We start from the raw sequence: 20,133 nt of genomic DNA, 5'->3' as shown, positions 1-20,133 counted from the left end.
TTTCCGCCAATTAATATTATTCGAAATACATCGTAAAGTGAAATGCTTCAGCGAACAGACCTGCTAATGGACGTGTAAATAAGTTATCGTCTCCCTTTTTCATCACATTGGTCATGCTGCGGGAGAGTTTAAATTCAGGTGAAAATTTAAAATACTCCAAATAGATATCAGCTCCGATGCCTGCTTCAACAGCAAAAAAGCTGTTATTGATTTTAACCAACTTACGATCATCGTCAGGATTAAAATCAGAATCATCGTTCTTTTTCTTTTTTGAACGAATGTCTGTCACAAATTTAATCCCTCCAATAATGTACATACGCACATCACGCTGGCGGTCTGATTTAAATTTCAATAATAGTGGCAGTTCCAAAAATGTCGATTCAACCTTTTTATTATAAACTTTTCGATCAGAGGCTTTATTGTACTCAAATTCCAACTGTCTGTCGATGAAAGAGAATTTAGGTGTAAAACGCAGGTCGAAGTTCTTTGAAAGGTTTAAGTTAGCTAGTAGCCCAAGACTAAACCCCATGCTGCCCAAAGGTTTGATAGCCTGTAGCGTATCATTGGGAGTGTATGGATTTGAACCAGGTATACTGAAATCACTCTGTTTGGCAACTACAAATGACCCTCTGTCTATGCCCAATAAAAAACCGAAGTTTAACCGTTCATGATCAATGTCGCCGCCTGTGTTTAAAAACTGAGCATTAACTGAAAGACTGAGAAGCGCAAAAATTACGAACAGTAAGGCTTTTTTCATTGGTTATTTAATTCCTGTATAGATTGAACTTATTCCTAACGTTAGTTTTTTAATTTTAGTTTGTTGAAATCCTGAGCGCTTCATAATATCTGTAAATTTTTCACCGTCCGGAAATGCATAAACAGATTCCGGCAAATACGTATAAGCACTGTTGTCTTTTGAAACAAATTTTCCAAAAAACGGAAGTAAGTTAAAAAAATAGAAATTATATAATTGTTTAAAAGGAAACATTGTTGGTTTGGAGAATTCTAATACTACAGCTTTTCCTCCCGGTTTCAATACACGCTGAATATTTACCAGCCCTTTTTCTAAGTTTTCAAAGTTACGAACCCCAAAACTCACTATTACTGCATCAAATGTATTATCAGCAAATGGCAGATTTTCAGAATCTCCTACCTGTACTGAAAAAACGTTCTGTAGGTTGCGTTCTGCTATTTTCTTTTCTGCAAAAGCCAGCATTCCTTCCGAAATATCGATACCAATAACTTTTTCAGGCTTTAACATTTCAATTGCTTTAAAACCTAAATCACCGGTGCCGGTTGCAACATCTAAAATCAAGTTCGGTTTAATAGCGTTAAGTTCACTTATCGCCTTTTTTCGCCACCAAATATCAATTCCGAATGAAAGAAAATGATTCAGGAAGTCGTACTTTCCTGCAATTTTATCAAACATTTGAGCTACTTGCTCTTTCTTAGTCGAATCTAATTCTTTGTAAGGTTTAACTGCTTCTGCCATCGTGAGGCAAAGATATGATTATTTGGGATTACACTGATTATTGATTTTTTGATTACACAGATTATTGTTTGTTGATTACACCTATGATTATAATATCCATGTGAGATCTTTCGCTATTAAAATCGGTGTAATCCCACAATAATCAGTGTAATCTCACAATAATCAATAAATACTATCTTTGCAGAATGATCATAAAATCTGCTGAATTTGTTTGCAGCAACACTCAGGTAAGCAAATTACCTCCTCCGTCGTTGCCCGAGTACGCTTTTATTGGCCGTTCTAATGTTGGTAAATCATCATTGATTAACATGTTGACGGGCAAAAAGGGACTGGCTAAAACTTCGCAAACTCCCGGTAAAACTCAATTAATAAATCATTTCCAGATAAATAACAATTGGTTTTTGGTGGATTTACCTGGTTACGGTTTTGCCCGGGTGTCAAAAACTTCTGCTGAAAAATGGGGTAAATTTATCAGGCAGTATTTATCAAAAAGAGAAAACCTGCAATGCGTAATGGTGTTGGTGGACTCCAGACTTGAGCCGCAAAAAATTGATTTACAGTTTATTGACTCATTGGGAGAATTGGGATTACCTTTTGTAATTGTTTTTACCAAATCGGATAAGCAATCAAAAGGAAAAACCGCTCAAAACGTTCAGTTGTTTAAAAATGAACTATTGAAAACCTGGGAAGAGGTTCCGCAGCTATTTGTTACCTCCGCCGAGGATAAAAGCGGGCGTGAAGAATTACTTGAATTCATTGATAGCGTGAACCAGAGTTTTAATTTAGACGATATCCAAATCAAATCAACTGAAGATACTGATTTATAAAAACAAAGAAGCCATAAACCAACAAATGAAAAATTATTTATCCCTCATTAAATTCAGTCATACCATTTTTGCAATGCCATTTGCTATTATCGGATTCATTTTGGCCGTATCAGTAACTGGAGTGGCGTTTGATTTGAAAAAATTTGTGTTGATGATAGCGTGTATGGTCTTTGCCCGAAGTGCAGCCATGGCTTTCAACCGTTATATAGATCGTGATTTTGATGCACAAAACCCACGCACCAAAGTACGTGAAATACCAGCCGGAGTTATTAGTCCACAGAAAGCTTTATTTTTTACTGTATTTAACTGTGCCGCATTTATAGTTACTACTTACTTTATTAATAGCATCTGTTTTTACTTATCACCAATTGCCTTATTAGTGGTTTTAGGCTATAGTTATACTAAACGCTTTACCTCCTTTTGTCATTTGGTTTTAGGCTTAGGCCTTTCATTAGCTCCTATTGGCGCCTATTTAGTTGTTACAGGTGAATTTGCGGTTTTACCCATCTTATTTTCGTTTGCAGTAATTACTTGGGTAAGCGGTTTTGATATTATTTATGCATTACAAGACGAAGATTTTGATCGTTCTCAAAAACTACATTCTATCCCGGAATGGTTGGGAACAAAAAAAGCGTTAAACTTTTCGTCGGTTTTACACGTTTTCTCTGCACTATTTGTAATAGCTGCAGGTTACTTAGGAAACTTCGGCATTTTTTACTGGATAGGTGTTACAGGTTATATCGGCATGCTTATCTATCAGCATTCTGTTGTTAAACCAAACGATCTAAGTAGAGTAAACTTAGCCTTTATGACCGCAAACGGAATTGCAAGCGTTGTATTCGCTGTATTTTTCCTCGCAGATGTGTATTTAAAATAGATTTCGAGTTGCGGGTTACGTGTTTCGAGTTCAATTAATAATTGATTAATCACTAATAGCTAATCAATTAATCATTAAATTCAGTAAAAACCAGTAACTCGTAATACGCAATACGTAATTACTTAACAACAATGAGAAATTTCATCCCTCAACAATTCAACATAACATTTGAAAGTATCGAGTCTTATTATAAACAATTGCTCATCGCTAATTTTGATACTAAAGCAGATCTGGAAAAATGGCTGCTTGATCGAAGCGAGCTTGAGGCTGCCTTAGAAGAAGATTTTGCATGGCGTTATATTAAGATGACATGTGATACTACAGATGAAAAGCTAGTAGCCGATTTTCAATACTTTGCTACTGAAATTGAACCTAAAATTGCTCCATACACTAATGAACTTAATAAAAAGTTCATCAATGCTCCTTCCTTAAAAGAACTGGATCAGAATAAATACTTTATTCTTATTCGGGGAATCAAGAAACAATTGGAATTATTTAGGGAAGAAAATATTCCGTTAATGAGCCAGCTTCAGGTTGAGCAACAGAAGTTTGGAGGCATTTCAGGAGCAATGAGTGTAATAATCAACGATAAGGAATATACACTTGAACAGGCTTCCAATTTCTTGAAAGATACTAACAGAGAAGTTCGTCAGCAAGCTTATGAAACGATCAGCTCACGCAGACTGCAAGACAAGGACAAGCTTAATGAATTGTACACTACGTTGATCAATCTGCGCCAACAGGTTGCAAAAAATGCAGGTTTTGACAATTACAGAGATTATGCTTTCGCTTCAATGGGACGCTTTGATTACACTCCTGAAGATTGTTTTCAGTTTCACGAAGCAATTGAAAAAGAAGTAGTTCCTTTATTAAAAGAGCAAGCAGAAAAGCGAAAAGACGCTTTAGGTTTAAATGAGTTGAAGCCTTGGGATACTGATGTAGATGTTTCAGGAAAACCGATGCTAAAGCCATTTAACAACGGACAAGAGCTGGTAGACAAATCCATTTTATGCTTTGAACAACTGCATCCTTATTTGGGTGAATGTTTAACCACCATGAAAGAACGCAGCCTGTTTGATGTTGAATCGCGCAAAGGAAAGTCGCCAGGAGGTTATAATTATCCATTAGCTGAAACCGGAATGCCTTTCATTTTCATGAATTCAGCTAACTCAATGCGTGACTTAAGCACAATGGTGCATGAAGGCGGTCATGCTGTTCATACTTTTATTTCATCTGATCTTGAATTGAATGATTTTAAGCATCTGACATCTGAGATCGCAGAACTTGCATCTATGTCGATGGAATTAATTTCAATGGACCAATGGGACGTATTTTTTGACAAGGAAGAAGACCTGATTCGGGCCAAAAAAGATCAATTAAAAGATGTTCTTAAAACGCTTCCATGGGTAGCAGTAATTGATGCATTTCAACATTGGATCTATACCCACCCTGAACATTCTGTAGAAGAACGAAATGAAGCATGGATCAGTATCTACAATCGTTTCGGTGCCGGCTTTGTCGACTGGACAGGATATGAAGAGGCTAAAACCAATTTATGGCAAAAACAGCTTCATTTGTTCGAAGTTCCTTTTTATTACATTGAATATGCCATCGCACAATTGGGAGCTATCGCTGTATGGAGAAATTATAAGGAAAATCCAGAGAAAGCATTAGATAATTATTTAAGCGCTTTAAAACTTGGATATACAAAGCCTATTGGTGAAATCTATAAAACTGCCGGTATTCCGTTTAATTTCAGTAAAGAATATGTGCACGAACTAATGCAGTTTGTAAAATCAGAATTAAGTAAACTCGACTAAGTTACTTACCATAATATTTTGTATAGCGGGGCTGTGGAAACATTGCCCCGTTTTTTATTTTACATAAATAAATTACAGCAAAATATTATTTTTCAAAAGTTTTAAATCAATTATAAATTATTTTGAAAAGATGAAAACCAAACTCAATTTAGCATTAACATCTTTTCAGGATAATATATTTTTTATTAATCAATTAATAACCAGAAAGATGCCTTTTAAGCATTTTTTAAACTTTATTCAACTCACAGAATTTTAATAAGATAGAAAAAAAACGTATCATTATTTTTACAAACACGATCACACATTTATATCAAGAAAGTTAATTAAGTAAAAACGTTTAAAACTCTCTTTTCTGCTTATTATTTCTTATGAAAACACTTAACAACCAGACCTCCATTAGTGATAAAATCAAATCAATAGGTTTCACCTTCTTCTATACAAACGCTCAATATCTCACCTATCAATAATAATCTCAGGGTTGGAATTATTAGAAATTACAAGAGTTCTCTTCCAGGGCATGGGAGAGTCTTGTATTGTTCCACCCGGAGTCTGCATTTACACATGCACCTTACTTATGTCACACTTACAAATTCAATCAATAATTAACTTTTAATTACAATCACATGAAGAAAAATGTAATTTTTAGCCTTGTGTTGACCGGAGGGATTCTGGCAATGAGCTGTAACAAAATGGAATCAGCCAAAGAAGAAAGAACCGATCTTGAAGCCAATGCAACCGTAAAACGTGAATGCGGATCAATGGAAGTTCTTAATGCTCAATTACATGCTGATCCTCAATTACAGCAACGTATGAACGACATTGAGGCTTTTACTCAACGTGTTTCATCTAATGAGAAAGAACTAAACACTTTATTGCCGGACGGCACCATTGAAATCCCGGTTGTTGTAAATGTTATTTACAAAACCGCTGCTCAGAATATTTCTGATGCTCAGATTCAGTCACAGATCGATGTTTTAAACGAAGATTTTGGAGGTACAAATGCTGATTATGGAAATGTTCCTGCAGCATTCTCAGGCGTAAAAGCTGCCGTGGGTGTCAAATTTAAACTTGATAAAATTGTTCGTAAATCTTCTAGTAAATCAAGCTGGGGCACAAACGATGCGATGAAAAAATCGTCGCAAGGAGGAATTGATCCTACCAGCCCTACAACAAAGCTTAACATGTGGGTAGTAAACAAAATGACTTCTGGTGGTCAAACTATCTTAGGCTATGCTCAATTTCCGGGTGGAAGTGCAGCAACTGATGGTGTTGTAATTGGTTATAACTTCTTTGGACGCGTTGGAACTGTATCAGCTCCATTTAACAAAGGAAGAACTGCAACGCATGAGGTTGGCCATTGGCTAAACTTACGTCATATTTGGGGCGATGCAGCTTGCGGTAGCGACTTGGTTAATGACACGCCAACTCACAATACCGCCAACTTTGGTTGTCCTTCATATCCTCATTTAAGTACTTGTAGTGGTACTCCTGTTGAAATGACCATGAACTACATGGATTATACAGATGACGCATGTATGTACATGTTCTCTGCGGGACAAAAAACAAGAGCTTTAGCTGTGTTTGCTGCTGGCGGACCACGTAATTCATTCGCTCAGCCTGCTGGGGTTAATTAAATTATTTCGATTTATATGGAAAAGTCCCGTGGGAGAGCGGGACTTTTCTTTTTTTAAGTTATTTCAGCTTCATCTCTTTTATCTCAATAACGTTAACTTCATAGTCAACTTCAGGAACATCTGTTGGTGAAGGCTTATAAACCTTTTCTTTTAATTCCAATACTTTATAAGTTAAATGAACTTTTAGCCCATCCTGCTTAAATTCCTCACTCAGATTCTTTGGAAAATAAGTGGTCTCCCCTATCCTAACCAGGTATTGGTAACTTCCACGGGAAATAACAATCATTTTTATTTCAGCATCAGACATTTTGTAGTTCTTTTGAGCAGTAGCACATCCACTATTAACAATAACACCAATTATAAAAACAAGCGTGTACATAACAGTACGTGAAAAAAGATGAGTCATATGGTTTATAAATTGATCTGATAACAAGATACTAATTTAGTATTGTTTATAATTTTGGGACCTATTTTCAAAAGCACCCCAAACCAATGAACAGGAACCCACAGCGATCAAACTCCCGGCATATACATCCACTGGGAAATGCTGTCCTAAATAAATACGTGAAAATCCAACCATTAAAGCCATAAAGAAGTAGAAAATACTCCATCGTTTATCAACCGTAATGAAAGTTAGCACACAGGCCAATGCAAATGCCGCTGTGGTATGACCTGATGGAAAACTGTGTTCGGTTAACAATTGAACTCCATCAATACTCTTTATTGGATTGGTATTGGCAAAAAATATAGAAGGACGAGGAGCATTTACCCAAAACTTAACTAAATGGGTGATCACTGTCGCCACTATCATCGCTAACGATGCGAAAAGACCCGATCTCTTATTCCTGTAAATCAAAAACAATGCTACGAGTACAGAAAATGTTGCACTACCCAGTTCTGTTATAGATCTGAAAATTAAATCAGTAATAGGTCCTAAATCTGCGCGCAACCTCAAAAACAGCTGTGGACTGCCGTAAACAGCCAATGAAAATCCACCTATTAAAAGCCAGCAAATAACTAAAACAAAAAAAATTCGATTGGTAGAGATTAGTTTAATCATATAAAAATTATGCGGCGATTTTTTAACAAATCTACCATTTAAACGCTCATTTTACATTAGTTCAACCCTGTATACAATATTCATTCTTCTGAATACTACTAAAACCAATTAACAGACCATGATTTTTTTATTTATCACAATGTTATTTTGTGCAATGCTTATTCAATAAACTTTTTATCTTTCATGCTTCAAAGCATAGAGCCAATCTGAAAACTTATGTTGAAAAATCTTTTTAGAAAGAAATCAGTAGAATCCATTTTAAATGAAACCCATGCAGGACATGGAGACCACGGCCATGACGATGGATCATTGCACCGAACATTAAGTGTGAGGGATTTAACGTCATTTGGAATAGCTGCTATTGTTGGTGCAGGTATATTTAGTACGATCGGAAAAGCATCATTTGATGGAGGTCCAGCCGTAATTTTCTTATTCATTTTCACAGCAATCGCCTGTAGTTTTGCAGCTTTTGCCTACGCGGAATTTGCTTCAATGGTTCCGGTTTCGGGAAGTGCTTATACGTATTCCTATGTAGCTTTCGGTGAACTAGCAGCATGGATCATTGGATGGGCATTGATTATGGAGTATGCCATCGGAAATATAACTGTTGCCATATCATGGTCTGATTATTTTACAGGACTTCTTGACAGCGGGGGTATTCATATTCCTGATTGGATGTCGACAGACTATCTGACCATTTCTCAAGGATACAAAAGTGCAACGGCTTTAATGCAGAGTGGAAAATCATTCGAAAATCTTGATCCTCACTTACAGATGGCCTATAATGCATGGAATGCCTCACCACAAATCGGTGGACTTCACCTGATCCTGGATATTCCTGCTTTATTAATCATTATTATCATTACCTGGCTGGTTTATCGTGGTATGAAAGAATCAAAAAATGCCGGGAATGCGATGGTTGTTGTAAAACTAGCCGTTATTCTACTGGTATTAGCCGTAGGCATTTTTTATGTGGATACTAATAACTGGAACCCTTTTGCTCCTAATGGAATTTCGGGCGTACTAAAAGGTGTTTCGGCCGTATTCTTCGCCTATATTGGCTTTGATGCTATTTCAACTACTGCAGAAGAATGTAAAAACCCGCAACGCGATCTTCCTCGAGGAATGATGTGGGCCATTATTATTTGTACCATTTTATATGTAGCCATTGCCTTGGTTTTAACTGGAATGGTTTCTTACGAATCTTTAAATGTTGGAGATCCGTTAGCCTTTGTATTTGGCAAATTAAACTTAAAGTGGTTATCAGGCATTATTGCGGTTAGTGCAGTTATTGCAATGGCAAGTGTATTATTGGTATTTCAAATGGGCCAACCTCGTATCTGGATGAGTATGAGTAGAGATGGATTAATGCCTAAAAAATTCTCTAACATTCACCCAAGATTTAAAACACCTAGTTTTGCCACAATTGTGACGGGGTTTGTTGTTGCTGTTCCAGCCCTTTTCATGAACCTCACCATTGTTACTGATTTATGCAGCATTGGAACCCTATTCGCTTTTGTATTGGTTTGTGCAGGTGTATTAAAACTACAAACTACACCAAATGCTCCAAGAGGTAAATTCAGAACCCCTTATATTAACTCCCGTTTTATTATGCCGCTTATCTTAATTGGCGGATTAATCTTTGCGTTTACCAACAAGAAGGCCGAAACAATAGCTTTCCTGAAGAATGAGCCACAATTAAATTCACCTGCTTCTTTCGTAACTTCTCTTAACGCAGAAGAGCTTTCTGCTGTGAAACAATTAGCAGCATCAAAAGGACATGGAAGTGATGACACAGAAGCTTTTCTGAGCAATTTAAATAACACAGAGTATAAAGCTTTTGTTGATGAAGCCAAGGTATCTTGGGATAAAAAATATGAAAGCGGATGGTCACTGTTTAAACACAAGATTCCATTTTGGATATTTATGATCATTGCCGTGTACACTATTTTTCTGTGTATCAAAAAGAGCTTGTCGCTTATCCCGGTTTTAGGTTTCTTATCCTGCTTATATATGATGAGCGAATTGGGTGTAAGCAATTGGATTGGATTCGGAATATGGTTACTGGTTGGCTTAGTTATCTATTTTGCATATGGCTATAAAAACAGCAAGTTAGCTCAACTAAAAAGTGTTCAAACTATTCAATAATTCTCGGGCAACCGATTGATTTTATAAAAGGAAAACCGCTTCATAACAGAGGCGGTTTTCTTTATAATTTGAATATTTTAATCAGCAATAACTACAAAAGTGATTTAATAAATACTACATTTATCTGTCTTATTTCTGTTAGTCCTAACAGTTTCATTAATTAAAAACAAATGCTCTTAAAACAAAACGCCCGGTAATAACCGGGCGTTTTTTATAGCTAAGTTTAACTTAAACCTCAGAATGTTTTGCCGCCTTTGGGTTATAAAGCGCATCTACTCCATTTCCTCCTTCAAAATCAACCCGTTTAATCTCCACATTATCAGTGGTTGTTAATACTAGTGGAACTTTTTCAACAGCTACCGAACTCAGATCGAGGCCAAACCCTTTTTCTTCAGATAAGCTAAGCTTTTTAAGAACGAAGTAATAGTACATGGTCATACGCTCAATGAATGATAGTGCACGTGGATCAGACAAAATTTTCTCAAGAACTACAAATCGGAAGTCGCCTACCAGATTATGTTTGCGTAACGACTGATATTGACTTGTAATGCTTACTTCCTTATTCTTCACCATTTCTTCTACAACCTTTCTGAATAAGATATTAATGCGCTGACTTTCACGGAAACCTAAGCGGAAATCGACACGGTACAGTACTCCGGGAACCATTTCAACTACACGATATTCTTTTTTGTAAGGTTCATCAAGCACGTCCACATGAACTAACCAATAGACATCTGCCCTTTTGGGTTGTTTCTGAAGTATAGAATAAATAATTTTCGATTCAATCTCCGAATCAAAGTTTGCACTGGTAAGGTAAACCAGTTGTGATGAATATTTAGAAACTGTTGAGTCTTTACTAAGGTCCTCAAGGATTTCAAAATAATCTTCAATCTCAACAAATTTAACATAACGGTTTTTGATCTTGCGAGCCTTAAACCAAGTCCACATAACGGAGAAGATCAAACTTCCTAAAATCACTGTAAAATAACCTCCGTGCATAAATTTCGAAAGGTTACCTAACAAAAACGCACCTTCTACAACTATATACATCCCTACAAAGACAATTACAATTGGTAATGCAACCTTGCGAGTTAACAAGAACACACACATTAAAACGGTGGTCATTAACATGGCAATGGTAATTGAAAGGCCGTAAGCCGCCTCCATCTTGCTGGATTCACCAAAATGATAGACAACAAAACAACAGCCCGCCCAAAGTAACCAGTTAACACTGGGCACATATAATTGTCCTTTTGATTCAGTAGGATAGTTAATTCTTACTTTAGGCCATAGGTTCATGCGCACAGCCTCACTAATCAGGGTAAAGGAACCACTTATCAAAGCCTGACTGGCTACTATTGCAGCAGCAGTGGCTAACGCAATTCCAAATAACCTAAAAGCATCAGGCATCATTCCGTAAAATGGATTTTCGCCTACAACTGTACCCATATGCTCTTTTAACAACCAGGCCCCCTGTCCTAAATAATTAAGCACAAGCATGGTTTTTACGAAAGTCCAGCTAACGCGGATATTGTGTTTACCACAGTGCCCCAAATCTGAATACAAAGCTTCAGCACCCGTTGTACACAAAAATACAGCTCCGAGAATGATGAACCCATGAGGATTTTCGAATAGGATCTTATAAGCCCAATATGGATTCAAGGCTTTTAAAACCATTGGATTGGTGATCAATTGCATTACACCCAGTACCCCCAACATCGAAAACCAAAGGAACATGATGGGTCCGAATGATTTACCAACGATATTAGTCCCGAATTGCTGAATAAAAAACAACAAAGTGATAATGATCAGTACAACCGGCACCACTGGTACATGTTGCAAGCTGGGAACCAAACGCAATCCCTCAATTGCTGAGGTTACCGTAATGGGTGGAGTAATAATCCCGTCTGCCAAAAGGGCACAACCACCAATCATGGCAGGAACAACCAGCCATTTTGCCTTGCGCCTTACTAATGAAAAGAGTGAAAAAATACCTCCCTCACCTTTGTTATCGGCCTGTAACGTAACAATTACATACTTAAGCGTGGTTTGCAACGTTAATGTCCAGAAAACACAGGAGATTCCTCCTAACACTAAAACTTCATTAATTGCCCTACCATCAATAATGGCTTTAAAAACATAGAGAGGCGATGTTCCAATATCGCCATAAATTATACCTAAACTGATTAATAAACCAGCGGCACTTACGCGGTTAAGTTTATGACTGCTCAAAGTAGTAAATAAGAATTGTGCGCAAATATACTTTTTGACTATAAATCACCCAATTAAAACGGCGATGTTTTTTGGATTAATAATTGTATTAATATTTTTATAAAATAGGTTTAAACCTTTTTATATTTTTGAAGTATTATTAGTAAATTTAAAACAATCTGCTGCTCTCGAAAAGTTTTATTTATCTATATTTGTAGCCAATGCGATGAAATATATTTACAAAAAACATACATTATTACTTTTAATGGCTCTTAGTGCGTCAATAGCTGCTATTGCGCATAACTTAGAGGGGGTAGGTCCAGGCAATTCAGGCCCTGGATTTACAGATACATTAAGTTCATTCAGCAAGTCAGTCCTTTCTGAAAAGAAAGGAAATTATGTTTTGAAGAACTCTGCCCCTAAGCCATATTCAGTATCCAAGCTTCTTTATAACGCTAAAAATATGCTTCCTGTTGCCAGTACAACAACACCTGGCCGGTCAATTATGTTTGCAAATGCGCAAGAAGAAGAAAGAAACATCAGTGATGTAAAAGTTTACCCAAATCCTGTTAACGACGCCTTTACAGTTAGCTATAACCTGAAAAGAGATAACATGGTAACCATTAAATTAATGGATTTGCTGGGCAACGAAATATCCACTTTGGTTTCTCAACAACGTACTTCTGCCGGAACACAGGAAATCACCTTTAATGTGAGCAATACCCTTCAAAAAGGTTTCTACTTTGTAAGGTTGACTGTTGGCAATGAATCTGTTTCAAAAAGAATATCAGTACTCTAAAATATTTTAGTACCATCGGAAAGTCCTGCGAATCATTTTGCAGGACTTTCTTTTTGCGCTTTTCTCCCGATTCATCATTAATATTCGGGTATTTTATATTTTTACGATTCTGGTCATTGACCTTTATTGTACAAATCGCACTACAATTACACTTATACTACACGCATGAAGATAATTGCTATTGGAAGAAATTACGTTGCACACGCAAAAGAATTAAACAATCCAGTACCAGCATCTCCGGTAATATTCATGAAGCCGGATACCGCAGTACTTAAACACAATAATCCTTTCTATCATCCCGATTTTTCAACCGATATACATCATGAGATTGAAATTGTATTAAAGATTGCAAAAGAAGGAAAACATATAGACCCAAGATTTGCTGGCAATTACTTTGAAGAAATAGGCTTGGGGATTGATTTTACTGCTCGCGACCTTCAACAAAATCTTAAAGAAAAAGGGTTGCCATGGGAATTGGCAAAAGGCTTCGACAATTCGGCACCGGTAAGCGAGTTTATTCCGAAATCTGAATTTTCGAATCTAAAAAACATCAATTTTAACTTATTGATCAACGATAACGAAGTGCAGAAGGGCAATACTGGAAATATGATATTCCCTTTTGAACACTTGATCAGTTTCGTATCAAAATATATTACCCTAAAAAAAGGCGATCTTATATTTACCGGTACTCCCGAAGGTGTTGGCAAAGTAAATATTGGAGACCGCTTAACAGGGTATCTGGAAGGCAAGAAACTGCTTGATTTCGAAATCAAATAAATTTAATGCATTAATTAATATAAGTTAAAAAGAGTGTTTTTATTCTTTTTGAACTTACTATCCTTCTAAAAAATTCCGCTCATGAAATTATTGAAAAGCGTTGTTGCAGTAACGTTGGGTACTGCTGTTTGCTTGGGCTTTATGTTTTCAAAAGCTGATAAAAACGACTCTACATTTAAGCAATCCAGCGGCGAAAGAACTTATCCGCAAGGATATTTCCGTTTGCCTATGGATATTCCAATAGCAATTTCCGGAACATTCGGTGAACTTAGGCCTAACCACTTTCACACAGGTTTAGATTTCAAAACGCAGCAACGTGAAGGTTTTCCTATTTATGCAATAGCCGACGGATTTGTATCGCGGATAAGGGTTCAGGTTTGGGGATTTGGCAATGCCGCATACCTTGACCATCCGAACGGATATACTTCTGTATACGCACATATGCAGCGTTTTGCACCTCGATTAGAAAAAGTATTAAGAACCGCTCAATATGGCCGTCAGTCTTTTGAAGTTGACTTTAATTTATTGTATGCTGAAATTCCTGTAAAAAAAGGTGAATTGATTGGTTATTCAGGGAATACAGGAGGTTCGGGCGGTCCGCATTTACACTTTGAAATCCGTGATACCAAAACTGAAGAACCTATAAATCCATTATTATTTGGTTTACCTGTAAGAGACAGTAAAACTCCATTAATTAAAGGCTTATACGTTTATCCAATGAACGATAGTAGTACTGTTAACGGTAGCAATATCAGAACAGGCTTCCCTATTGCTGCAAGAGGAGCTGGTAATTATGCAGTTAGTCAGGCTACCACAATTAATGCAAATGGACAAGTTGGTTTCGGAATCATCACTAGTGATATGCAGGACGGAGCAGGAAACCTGAATGGTATTTATTCCATCGAATTAAAACGCAATGAACAAACAGTTTATAAAGCAGTGTTTGATCACCTTGATTTTAACTTACAGCGTTCCATCAATTCATATATTGATTTTAATTCATTTTTACTGAATAGAAACTTTATTCAGAAATCGTTTGTAGATCCGGGTAACTCTTTGCCCATTTTCAAAATTTCCCCGAACCGTGGCATCCAGAATTTTGAAGGATCAGAAACAAGCAAGATGGAATACATTGTAAAAGATGTTGCCGGCAACACTTCGTCGTTAACATTTAATGTAAATAGTACATCAACTAAAAAGATTTTTACTAAATCAGTTAAAGCTGGTTCTATACCTTTTTATTGGAACAAACAAGATCAGTTTATTTCAAACAATATTATAGCAACATTTCCTGAAGGTTGTTTCTTTAATAATTTCAATTTCGAGTATCAATTGGGAGGAAAAATTTATGGTGCTTATTCAAATCTTCATACGTTGCATAATAAATATGTACCTATAAATAAACCTTTTATATTACAGATCAAACCTGATCCTGAGCTTACTATTCCACATAAAGCAGTAATTGTGAACGATAGTAAAGCCTACCAGGGTGGTGAATATGAAAATGGATATGTAAAAGCAAGCATCAAAACTTTCGGAACCTATTATGTTACGGTCGATACGGTGCCTCCTCGAATAACACCTATTAATATTATTAACGGAAAAAACATGAGTGGATCATCCACCATCACATTTAGAGTGGCGGATTATTTATCGGGTGTGAAAGACTGGAAAGGCATGATTGATGGTCAATGGGTATTGTTTGAATTAGACGGAAAAACCAATATTTTAAAACATACATTTACTGAAAGTACAGCAGCAGGCAAACATACCTTGCAATTAGTTGTTACTGACGTTAAAAATAACTCCTCACTGTATGAGGCCGAATTTTATAAATAATTAGATTTGAGATGTGGGATGTGAGATTTGAGATATAACTGGTCGAGGAATTGAGATATTATCTATAAGATTATCCGACTAATAAATAATTAGATATGGGATTTGAGATAAGCTGGGTCTGGTAAGTCTATCGGACTAATAAAGAAATCTCACATCTCATATCTCACATCTAAAAATAAAGACTATGGGAAAATTAAGCATAAACGATAAAGCGCCTGAGTTTTCAGGAGTTGATCAAAACGGAAATCCGGTTTCTTTGGCTAACTACAAGGGCAAAAAAGTAGTGTTGTATTTTTATCCGAAGGATGATACTCCCGGCTGTACTGCCGAAGCTTGTGATTTCAGAGATAACTATGCAGGCTTGAAGAGTAATGGCTTTGAAGTTATTGGCGTTAGTGTTGACTCTGAAAAATCACACACTAAGTTTGTAAATAAGTATAATCTTCCATTTACTTTAATTGCTGATCCTGATAAAAAAATGGTGGAGGATTATGGAGTTTGGGTGGAGAAAAGCATGTATGGGAGAACTTATATGGGAACAGCCCGCACAACATTTATTATCAATGAAGAAGGTGTAATTACTCACATTATCGAAAAGGTAGACACTAAGAATTCAACACAACAAGTATTGGATTTAGTTGGGTAGTTTCATTACTTATCATACCAAAATACTCAAGCGTAAATGCACACTCCAGATGCTTTTATGTTTGAACATTTTTTAGTTTATTTACTTATCAATAAACTATTATGATAGCAGAAATCGAGCTTTCAACCTTATCAAAAATTATCAATAACCAACGCTCTTATTTCAATTCGGGTGCAACCTTAAGTTATGAATTCAGAATTCAACAACTCAAAAAATTAAAGCAGGTTATTCGTAATCATGAGCAGGACATTTTCGATGCATTAAAAACAGATTTAAATAAACATGAATTTGAATCGTATAGCACCGAAGTAGGGCTTGTTTATGAAGAGTTGAATATTGCGATCAGCCATCTAAAAAAATGGATGAAGCCTGAACGAAAAAGCACTCCGATGGTATTGTTTCCCTCGAGCAGTTATCTGTATAAAGATCCGTTAGGTTGCGTATTAATCATCGCTCCATGGAATTATCCATTTCAATTATTGATCAATCCACTTGTTGGTGCAATTGCGGGTGGCAACTGCGCTGTATTAAAGCCATCAGAGCTTGCTCCGGCAACTGCAGTAATTATTGAAAAAATCATTTCAGAAACGTTTTCACCAGAATATGTAGCAACCATTCAAGGTGAAGGTCATGTAGTTATTCCTGAAATGATGAATAACCATCGTTTTGATTTAGTATTCTTTACAGGAAGTATCCCTGTTGGCCGTTCCATTGCAGAAATGGCTGCTAAGAAATTAACACCCGTTATACTTGAATTGGGTGGTAAAAGTCCGTGTGTAGTGGATAAAGATGTGGACTTAAATCATGCGGCTAAGCGAATTGTATGGGGTAAATTTACCAATGCCGGACAAACATGCGTGGCACCTGACTACCTTCTTATTCATAATTCTCAAAAAGAAAAACTCATTGAATTAATAAAGGAAACCATCGTTAGTTTCTTTGGTGAACAAGCAATAAAAGCTGATTACGGAAGAATTATAACTACAAAACGTTTTAAAACATTAGCTGGTTATTTAGCGGATGGAGAGATAATTTATGGTGGACATACAAATGAAGAGGAGCTTTTTATAGAACCTACTTTAATGACCAATGTTTCACTGGACGCTCCATTAATGCATGACGAGATTTTCGGCCCAATCCTTCCAATCTTTGGCTTCGACACACATGAAGAAGCGATGAATATTATTGCACGTAATCCTAATCCATTATCGTTTTATTTATTTTCAAAAAATAGCAGTACAGCTGATTTTTACACCAAGCATCTTGCTTTTGGCGGTGGTTGTATTAACAATACATTAGTTCATTTAGGCAACAGCAATATCCCGTTCGGCGGTGTTGGCAATAGTGGCATGGGTCATTACCACGGAAAATTCAGCTTTGAAGCTTTCAGCAGAATTAAATCGGTAGTAAAAACAGGCACCTGGTTCGACAGTGGAGTATATTATGCACCATTTAAGGAAAAAATTAAAATAGCAAGGATGTTTTTGAGGTTCTGATTTAGTCATGAGTTTTGAGTCTCGAGCCTTGAGTCTATAATCCGGACTCCGGACTCAAGACTCAAGACTCAAGACTATAAAACTAATTTCCTACCTTTGCCTCCATTATGCATGCTCTTACTAAAGATCTGAATATTACAGATCGTCTTTCACAACAATTACATTTTATACTCGAAACGGATAAACTTAAGCAAGTTATTCGTAGAAATTTTATTGCAGATGCAAGTCGTCGGGAAAATACGGCTGAACATTCATGGCAAATAATTCTCATCACACTAACATTTTCAGAATACGCAAAGGAGAAAAATATGGATCTGTTGCGTGTTATTAAAATGCTTACTGTGCATGATTTGGTTGAAATTTACGCTGGGGATGTCTTCCTTTTTGATGAACAGGCCAATGTGGGTAAATACGATAACGAAACCTTATCAGCCGAAAGAATATTTGGAATTTTACCGGCTGACCAAAAGGAGGAATTTATCTCATTATGGACTGAATTTGAACACCGGTCGACCCAGGAAGCCATATTTGCCAACACGATTGACCGAATTACTCCTTTTCTGCTAAACTCTGTAAATGGTGGCCAAAGCTGGACCGAAGCGGGTGTTAGAGTTGAACAAGCCTTGAATCGACTTAATATCATTGAACAAGGTTCTGATGATCTTTGGGACCTTTTTTTGCAATTAATTGAGGTTGCAAAAAATAAGTCATTATTGGTATAAATCGTAGCTCTCCTCTTTATCTTCTGAGCTTAGTTTCGTAAATTAAAGCTCAAAACTAAGCTTATGAATATCTTTACTTATCCCTCGTATGAAGAGAAACATGAGCGCTTAAATACGCTCACTCACCTCATTGGGACAGCCGCTTTTTTGATTGGAGGCATCTACTTAGTATGGCAATGCTATTCGAGTAAACAAAACCTTTTACTTCCAATCGGAATTTATACGGCATCGCTTATAACTATGTTCCTGGTTTCAAGTATTTATCATGCAACACGACAGCCGGACAGAAAACATTTCTGGCAAATTGTAGATCATTGTTGCATATTCCTGCTTATCGGCGGGACTTATGTGCCCATCATCATGCATTACATTAAGAATGAAACCGGAAGCATGTTCTTAACGGCAATGTGGACCATCATTGTAAGCGGTATTTTATTAAAGATCTTCTTTACCGGCAAGTATACTTTTTTATCCACTGCTCTTTATCTGGCCTTAGGATGGATGGGTATGCTAATCATACAGCCGATCATGAATGCTGTACCCTTAACTATCGTTTCTTTGTTGGGCATCGGAGGAATGCTATATACAATTGGCGTTTATTTCTATCGAAATGACAGCATTGCTTACAACCACACTATTTGGCATTTATTTGTTTTAGGAGGTGCCTCATTTCACTTTGGAGCCATTCTACAATTGGTGAGCTAATTCATCTTTTTACTTCAAATAAATTCCTTTTCTTATTAACCAGCAATAAGATTGATACGAACTATTTCACAAAAAAGACATTAATGCTCAATTAAATCCTTATTTTTGCGCGCAAAAAATAAATCGTTCAGTATCTTCATTTTAACTATTAAAATCCAAGAAATGCCAACTACAGAAGAGTTAAAAAAGATTGCTTCGCAAGTACGTCGCGACATTGTTAGGATGGTTCACGCAGTAAATTCCGGTCACCCGGGAGGTTCGCTGGGCTGTACTGATTATTTGGTAGCCTTATACTTCGAGGTGATGAATCATAACCCTGAGTTTAACATGGATGCCATCGGAGAGGATGTTTTCTTCCTTTCAAACGGACATATCTCACCAGTGTTCTACAGTGTATTAGCCCGTTCGGGTTATTTCCCTATTTCAGAATTAGCTACTTTCCGTAAGCTAAACTCACGTTTACAGGGACACCCTACTACGCATGAACACCTGCCAGGAGTTCGTATGGCGTCTGGTTCATTAGGTCAGGGACTGTCTGTTGCTCTTGGAGCTGCGCAAACTAAAAAACTAAACAATGACAAGAGCATTGTTTTTAGCTTGCACGGTGATGGAGAATTACAAGAAGGACAAATTTGGGAAGCTGCAATGTATGCAGCTCACAATAAAGTAGATAATCTTATTGCTACAGTTGACGTAAACGGTCAGCAAATTGATGGTTCTACAGATCAGGTACTTTCATTAGGAAATCTTCGCGCTAAATGGGAAGCTTTCGGATGGGAAGTAATCGATATGTCGGGCAATGACATGGACGAAGTTGTAAAAACACTTAACTACGCTAAAACTCAAACTGGTAAAGGCAAACCGGTTGTTATTTTAATGAAAACCGAAATGGGTGCAGGTGTTGATTTCATGATGGGATCACACAAATGGCATGGAGTAGCTCCTAACGACGAGCAGTTAGCACAAGCTTTGGCCCAACTAGAGGAAACTACCGGTTATAATTATTTAGGCGATTATTAATTTTTGTTATTAGCGATAAACTAATTTCAATAAAAACCTTACAACTAGCAATTAGCTCGT

At 36.7% G+C, this 20,133-nt stretch carries 18 protein-coding genes; 13 read left to right on the top strand and 5 right to left on the bottom strand.

The window, feature by feature from the left end:
- Positions 1-16: 16 nt before the first annotated feature.
- A complete protein-coding gene (porT, locus tag SOLCA_RS02705; protein WP_014678912.1) occupies positions 17-757 on the bottom strand; it encodes a type IX secretion/gliding motility protein PorT/SprT in 741 nt (246 codons plus the stop codon).
- Positions 758-760: 3 nt separating this feature from the next.
- On the bottom strand, positions 761-1,492 hold the full coding sequence (gene ubiE / locus SOLCA_RS02700; protein WP_014678911.1) for a bifunctional demethylmenaquinone methyltransferase/2-methoxy-6-polyprenyl-1,4-benzoquinol methylase UbiE: 732 nt from the start codon (positions 1,490-1,492) through the stop codon (positions 761-763).
- 185 nt (positions 1,493-1,677) lie between these two features.
- On the opposite strand from ubiE, the gene yihA reads away from it, so the two are divergent.
- The 4 genes from yihA (at position 1,678) to SOLCA_RS02680 (ending at position 6,650) form a co-directional block, all read left to right on the top strand.
- Entirely contained in the window at positions 1,678-2,319 is a 642-nt protein-coding gene (yihA, locus tag SOLCA_RS02695) for a ribosome biogenesis GTP-binding protein YihA/YsxC (RefSeq protein WP_014678910.1), read from the top strand.
- 25 nt (positions 2,320-2,344) lie between these two features.
- Complete coding sequence (locus tag SOLCA_RS02690) at positions 2,345-3,196, top strand: UbiA-like polyprenyltransferase (protein WP_014678909.1); 852 nt, start codon at positions 2,345-2,347, stop codon at positions 3,194-3,196.
- A 131-nt stretch (positions 3,197-3,327) separates the two neighbouring features.
- Positions 3,328-5,016, top strand: coding sequence for a M3 family oligoendopeptidase (locus SOLCA_RS02685; RefSeq protein WP_014678908.1), 1,689 nt, complete (start codon positions 3,328-3,330; stop codon positions 5,014-5,016).
- A gap of 623 nt (positions 5,017-5,639) precedes the next feature.
- On the top strand, positions 5,640-6,650 hold the full coding sequence (locus tag SOLCA_RS02680) for a zinc metalloprotease (RefSeq protein WP_014678907.1): 1,011 nt from the start codon (positions 5,640-5,642) through the stop codon (positions 6,648-6,650).
- A 58-nt stretch (positions 6,651-6,708) separates the two neighbouring features.
- Here the strand turns inward: SOLCA_RS02680 and SOLCA_RS02675 are convergent, their stop codons facing one another.
- Positions 6,709-7,056, bottom strand: a complete 348-nt coding sequence (locus SOLCA_RS02675) for a hypothetical protein (RefSeq protein WP_014678906.1) — start codon at positions 7,054-7,056, stop codon at positions 6,709-6,711.
- A gap of 36 nt (positions 7,057-7,092) precedes the next feature.
- Complete coding sequence (locus tag SOLCA_RS02670) at positions 7,093-7,710, bottom strand: phosphatase PAP2 family protein (protein WP_014678905.1); 618 nt, start codon at positions 7,708-7,710, stop codon at positions 7,093-7,095.
- A gap of 216 nt (positions 7,711-7,926) precedes the next feature.
- Here SOLCA_RS02670 and SOLCA_RS02665 point away from each other — a divergent pair, with 216 nt between their 5' ends.
- Positions 7,927-9,858, top strand: a complete 1,932-nt coding sequence (locus SOLCA_RS02665) for an amino acid permease (RefSeq protein WP_014678904.1) — start codon at positions 7,927-7,929, stop codon at positions 9,856-9,858.
- Between the two features lie 228 nt (positions 9,859-10,086).
- On the opposite strand, the gene SOLCA_RS02660 is transcribed toward SOLCA_RS02665, so the two are convergent.
- Positions 10,087-12,090 carry a KUP/HAK/KT family potassium transporter gene (locus SOLCA_RS02660; protein WP_014678903.1) on the bottom strand — a complete coding sequence of 668 codons (2,004 nt, stop codon included), beginning with the start codon at positions 12,088-12,090 and terminating at the stop codon, positions 10,087-10,089.
- 205 nt (positions 12,091-12,295) lie between these two features.
- On the opposite strand from SOLCA_RS02660, the gene SOLCA_RS22085 reads away from it, so the two are divergent.
- The 8 genes from SOLCA_RS22085 to SOLCA_RS02620 all read left to right on the top strand — a co-directional run bounded on the left by SOLCA_RS22085 (position 12,296) and on the right by SOLCA_RS02620 (position 20,073).
- Positions 12,296-12,868 carry a T9SS type A sorting domain-containing protein gene (locus SOLCA_RS22085; RefSeq protein ID WP_014678902.1) on the top strand — a complete coding sequence of 191 codons (573 nt, stop codon included), beginning with the start codon at positions 12,296-12,298 and terminating at the stop codon, positions 12,866-12,868.
- 165 nt (positions 12,869-13,033) lie between these two features.
- On the top strand, positions 13,034-13,645 hold the full coding sequence (locus SOLCA_RS02650) for a fumarylacetoacetate hydrolase family protein (RefSeq protein WP_014678901.1): 612 nt from the start codon (positions 13,034-13,036) through the stop codon (positions 13,643-13,645).
- An 81-nt stretch (positions 13,646-13,726) separates the two neighbouring features.
- The gene (locus SOLCA_RS02645) at positions 13,727-15,484 is read left to right on the top strand and encodes a M23 family metallopeptidase (protein WP_014678900.1); all 1,758 of its coding nucleotides are present in this window, start codon (positions 13,727-13,729) and stop codon (positions 15,482-15,484) included.
- Positions 15,485-15,668: 184 nt separating this feature from the next.
- The gene (gene bcp / locus SOLCA_RS02640) at positions 15,669-16,130 is read left to right on the top strand and encodes a thioredoxin-dependent thiol peroxidase (protein WP_014678899.1); all 462 of its coding nucleotides are present in this window, start codon (positions 15,669-15,671) and stop codon (positions 16,128-16,130) included.
- 101 nt (positions 16,131-16,231) lie between these two features.
- Complete coding sequence (locus SOLCA_RS02635; protein ID WP_014678898.1) at positions 16,232-17,626, top strand: aldehyde dehydrogenase; 1,395 nt, start codon at positions 16,232-16,234, stop codon at positions 17,624-17,626.
- Between the two features lie 107 nt (positions 17,627-17,733).
- Complete coding sequence (locus tag SOLCA_RS02630; protein WP_014678897.1) at positions 17,734-18,348, top strand: HD domain-containing protein; 615 nt, start codon at positions 17,734-17,736, stop codon at positions 18,346-18,348.
- A gap of 63 nt (positions 18,349-18,411) precedes the next feature.
- Positions 18,412-19,053, top strand: coding sequence for a PAQR family membrane homeostasis protein TrhA (gene trhA, locus SOLCA_RS02625; RefSeq protein WP_014678896.1), 642 nt, complete (start codon positions 18,412-18,414; stop codon positions 19,051-19,053).
- Between the two features lie 162 nt (positions 19,054-19,215).
- Positions 19,216-20,073 (top strand): transketolase, encoded by an 858-nt coding sequence (locus SOLCA_RS02620; protein WP_014678895.1) that lies wholly within the window; start codon positions 19,216-19,218, stop codon positions 20,071-20,073.
- Positions 20,074-20,133 lie beyond the last annotated feature (60 nt).

The sequence above is a fragment of the Solitalea canadensis DSM 3403 genome (assembly GCF_000242635.2).
GTDB classification, from domain to species: Bacteria; Bacteroidota; Bacteroidia; order Sphingobacteriales; family Sphingobacteriaceae; genus Solitalea; species Solitalea canadensis.
Note: the sequence above shows the minus strand (reverse complement) of the source record. Positions and strands in the feature narration are given on the sequence as shown.

Bases quoted from the DNA above. Each gene is read 5' to 3' on its own strand.
- SOLCA_RS02645 (WP_014678900.1), top strand. From the start codon at position 13,727: ATGAAATTATTGAAAAGCGTTGTTGCAGTAACGTTGGGTACTGCTGTT.
- SOLCA_RS02685 (WP_014678908.1), top strand. From the start codon at position 3,328: ATGAGAAATTTCATCCCTCAACAATTCAACATAACATTTGAAAGTATC.
- SOLCA_RS02665 (WP_014678904.1), top strand. From the start codon at position 7,927: ATGTTGAAAAATCTTTTTAGAAAGAAATCAGTAGAATCCATTTTAAAT.
- SOLCA_RS02630 (WP_014678897.1), top strand. From the start codon at position 17,734: ATGCATGCTCTTACTAAAGATCTGAATATTACAGATCGTCTTTCACAA.
- SOLCA_RS02670 (WP_014678905.1), bottom strand. From the start codon at position 7,710: ATGATTAAACTAATCTCTACCAATCGAATTTTTTTTGTTTTAGTTATT.
- yihA (WP_014678910.1), top strand. From the start codon at position 1,678: ATGATCATAAAATCTGCTGAATTTGTTTGCAGCAACACTCAGGTAAGC.
- porT (WP_014678912.1), bottom strand. From the start codon at position 757: ATGAAAAAAGCCTTACTGTTCGTAATTTTTGCGCTTCTCAGTCTTTCA.
- SOLCA_RS02620 (WP_014678895.1), top strand. From the start codon at position 19,216: ATGCCAACTACAGAAGAGTTAAAAAAGATTGCTTCGCAAGTACGTCGC.
- bcp (WP_014678899.1), top strand. From the start codon at position 15,669: ATGGGAAAATTAAGCATAAACGATAAAGCGCCTGAGTTTTCAGGAGTT.
- SOLCA_RS02635 (WP_014678898.1), top strand. From the start codon at position 16,232: ATGATAGCAGAAATCGAGCTTTCAACCTTATCAAAAATTATCAATAAC.
- SOLCA_RS02690 (WP_014678909.1), top strand. From the start codon at position 2,345: ATGAAAAATTATTTATCCCTCATTAAATTCAGTCATACCATTTTTGCA.
- ubiE (WP_014678911.1), bottom strand. From the start codon at position 1,492: ATGGCAGAAGCAGTTAAACCTTACAAAGAATTAGATTCGACTAAGAAA.
- SOLCA_RS02650 (WP_014678901.1), top strand. From the start codon at position 13,034: ATGAAGATAATTGCTATTGGAAGAAATTACGTTGCACACGCAAAAGAA.
- SOLCA_RS02675 (WP_014678906.1), bottom strand. From the start codon at position 7,056: ATGACTCATCTTTTTTCACGTACTGTTATGTACACGCTTGTTTTTATA.
- SOLCA_RS22085 (WP_014678902.1), top strand. From the start codon at position 12,296: ATGAAATATATTTACAAAAAACATACATTATTACTTTTAATGGCTCTT.
- SOLCA_RS02680 (WP_014678907.1), top strand. From the start codon at position 5,640: ATGAAGAAAAATGTAATTTTTAGCCTTGTGTTGACCGGAGGGATTCTG.
- trhA (WP_014678896.1), top strand. From the start codon at position 18,412: ATGAATATCTTTACTTATCCCTCGTATGAAGAGAAACATGAGCGCTTA.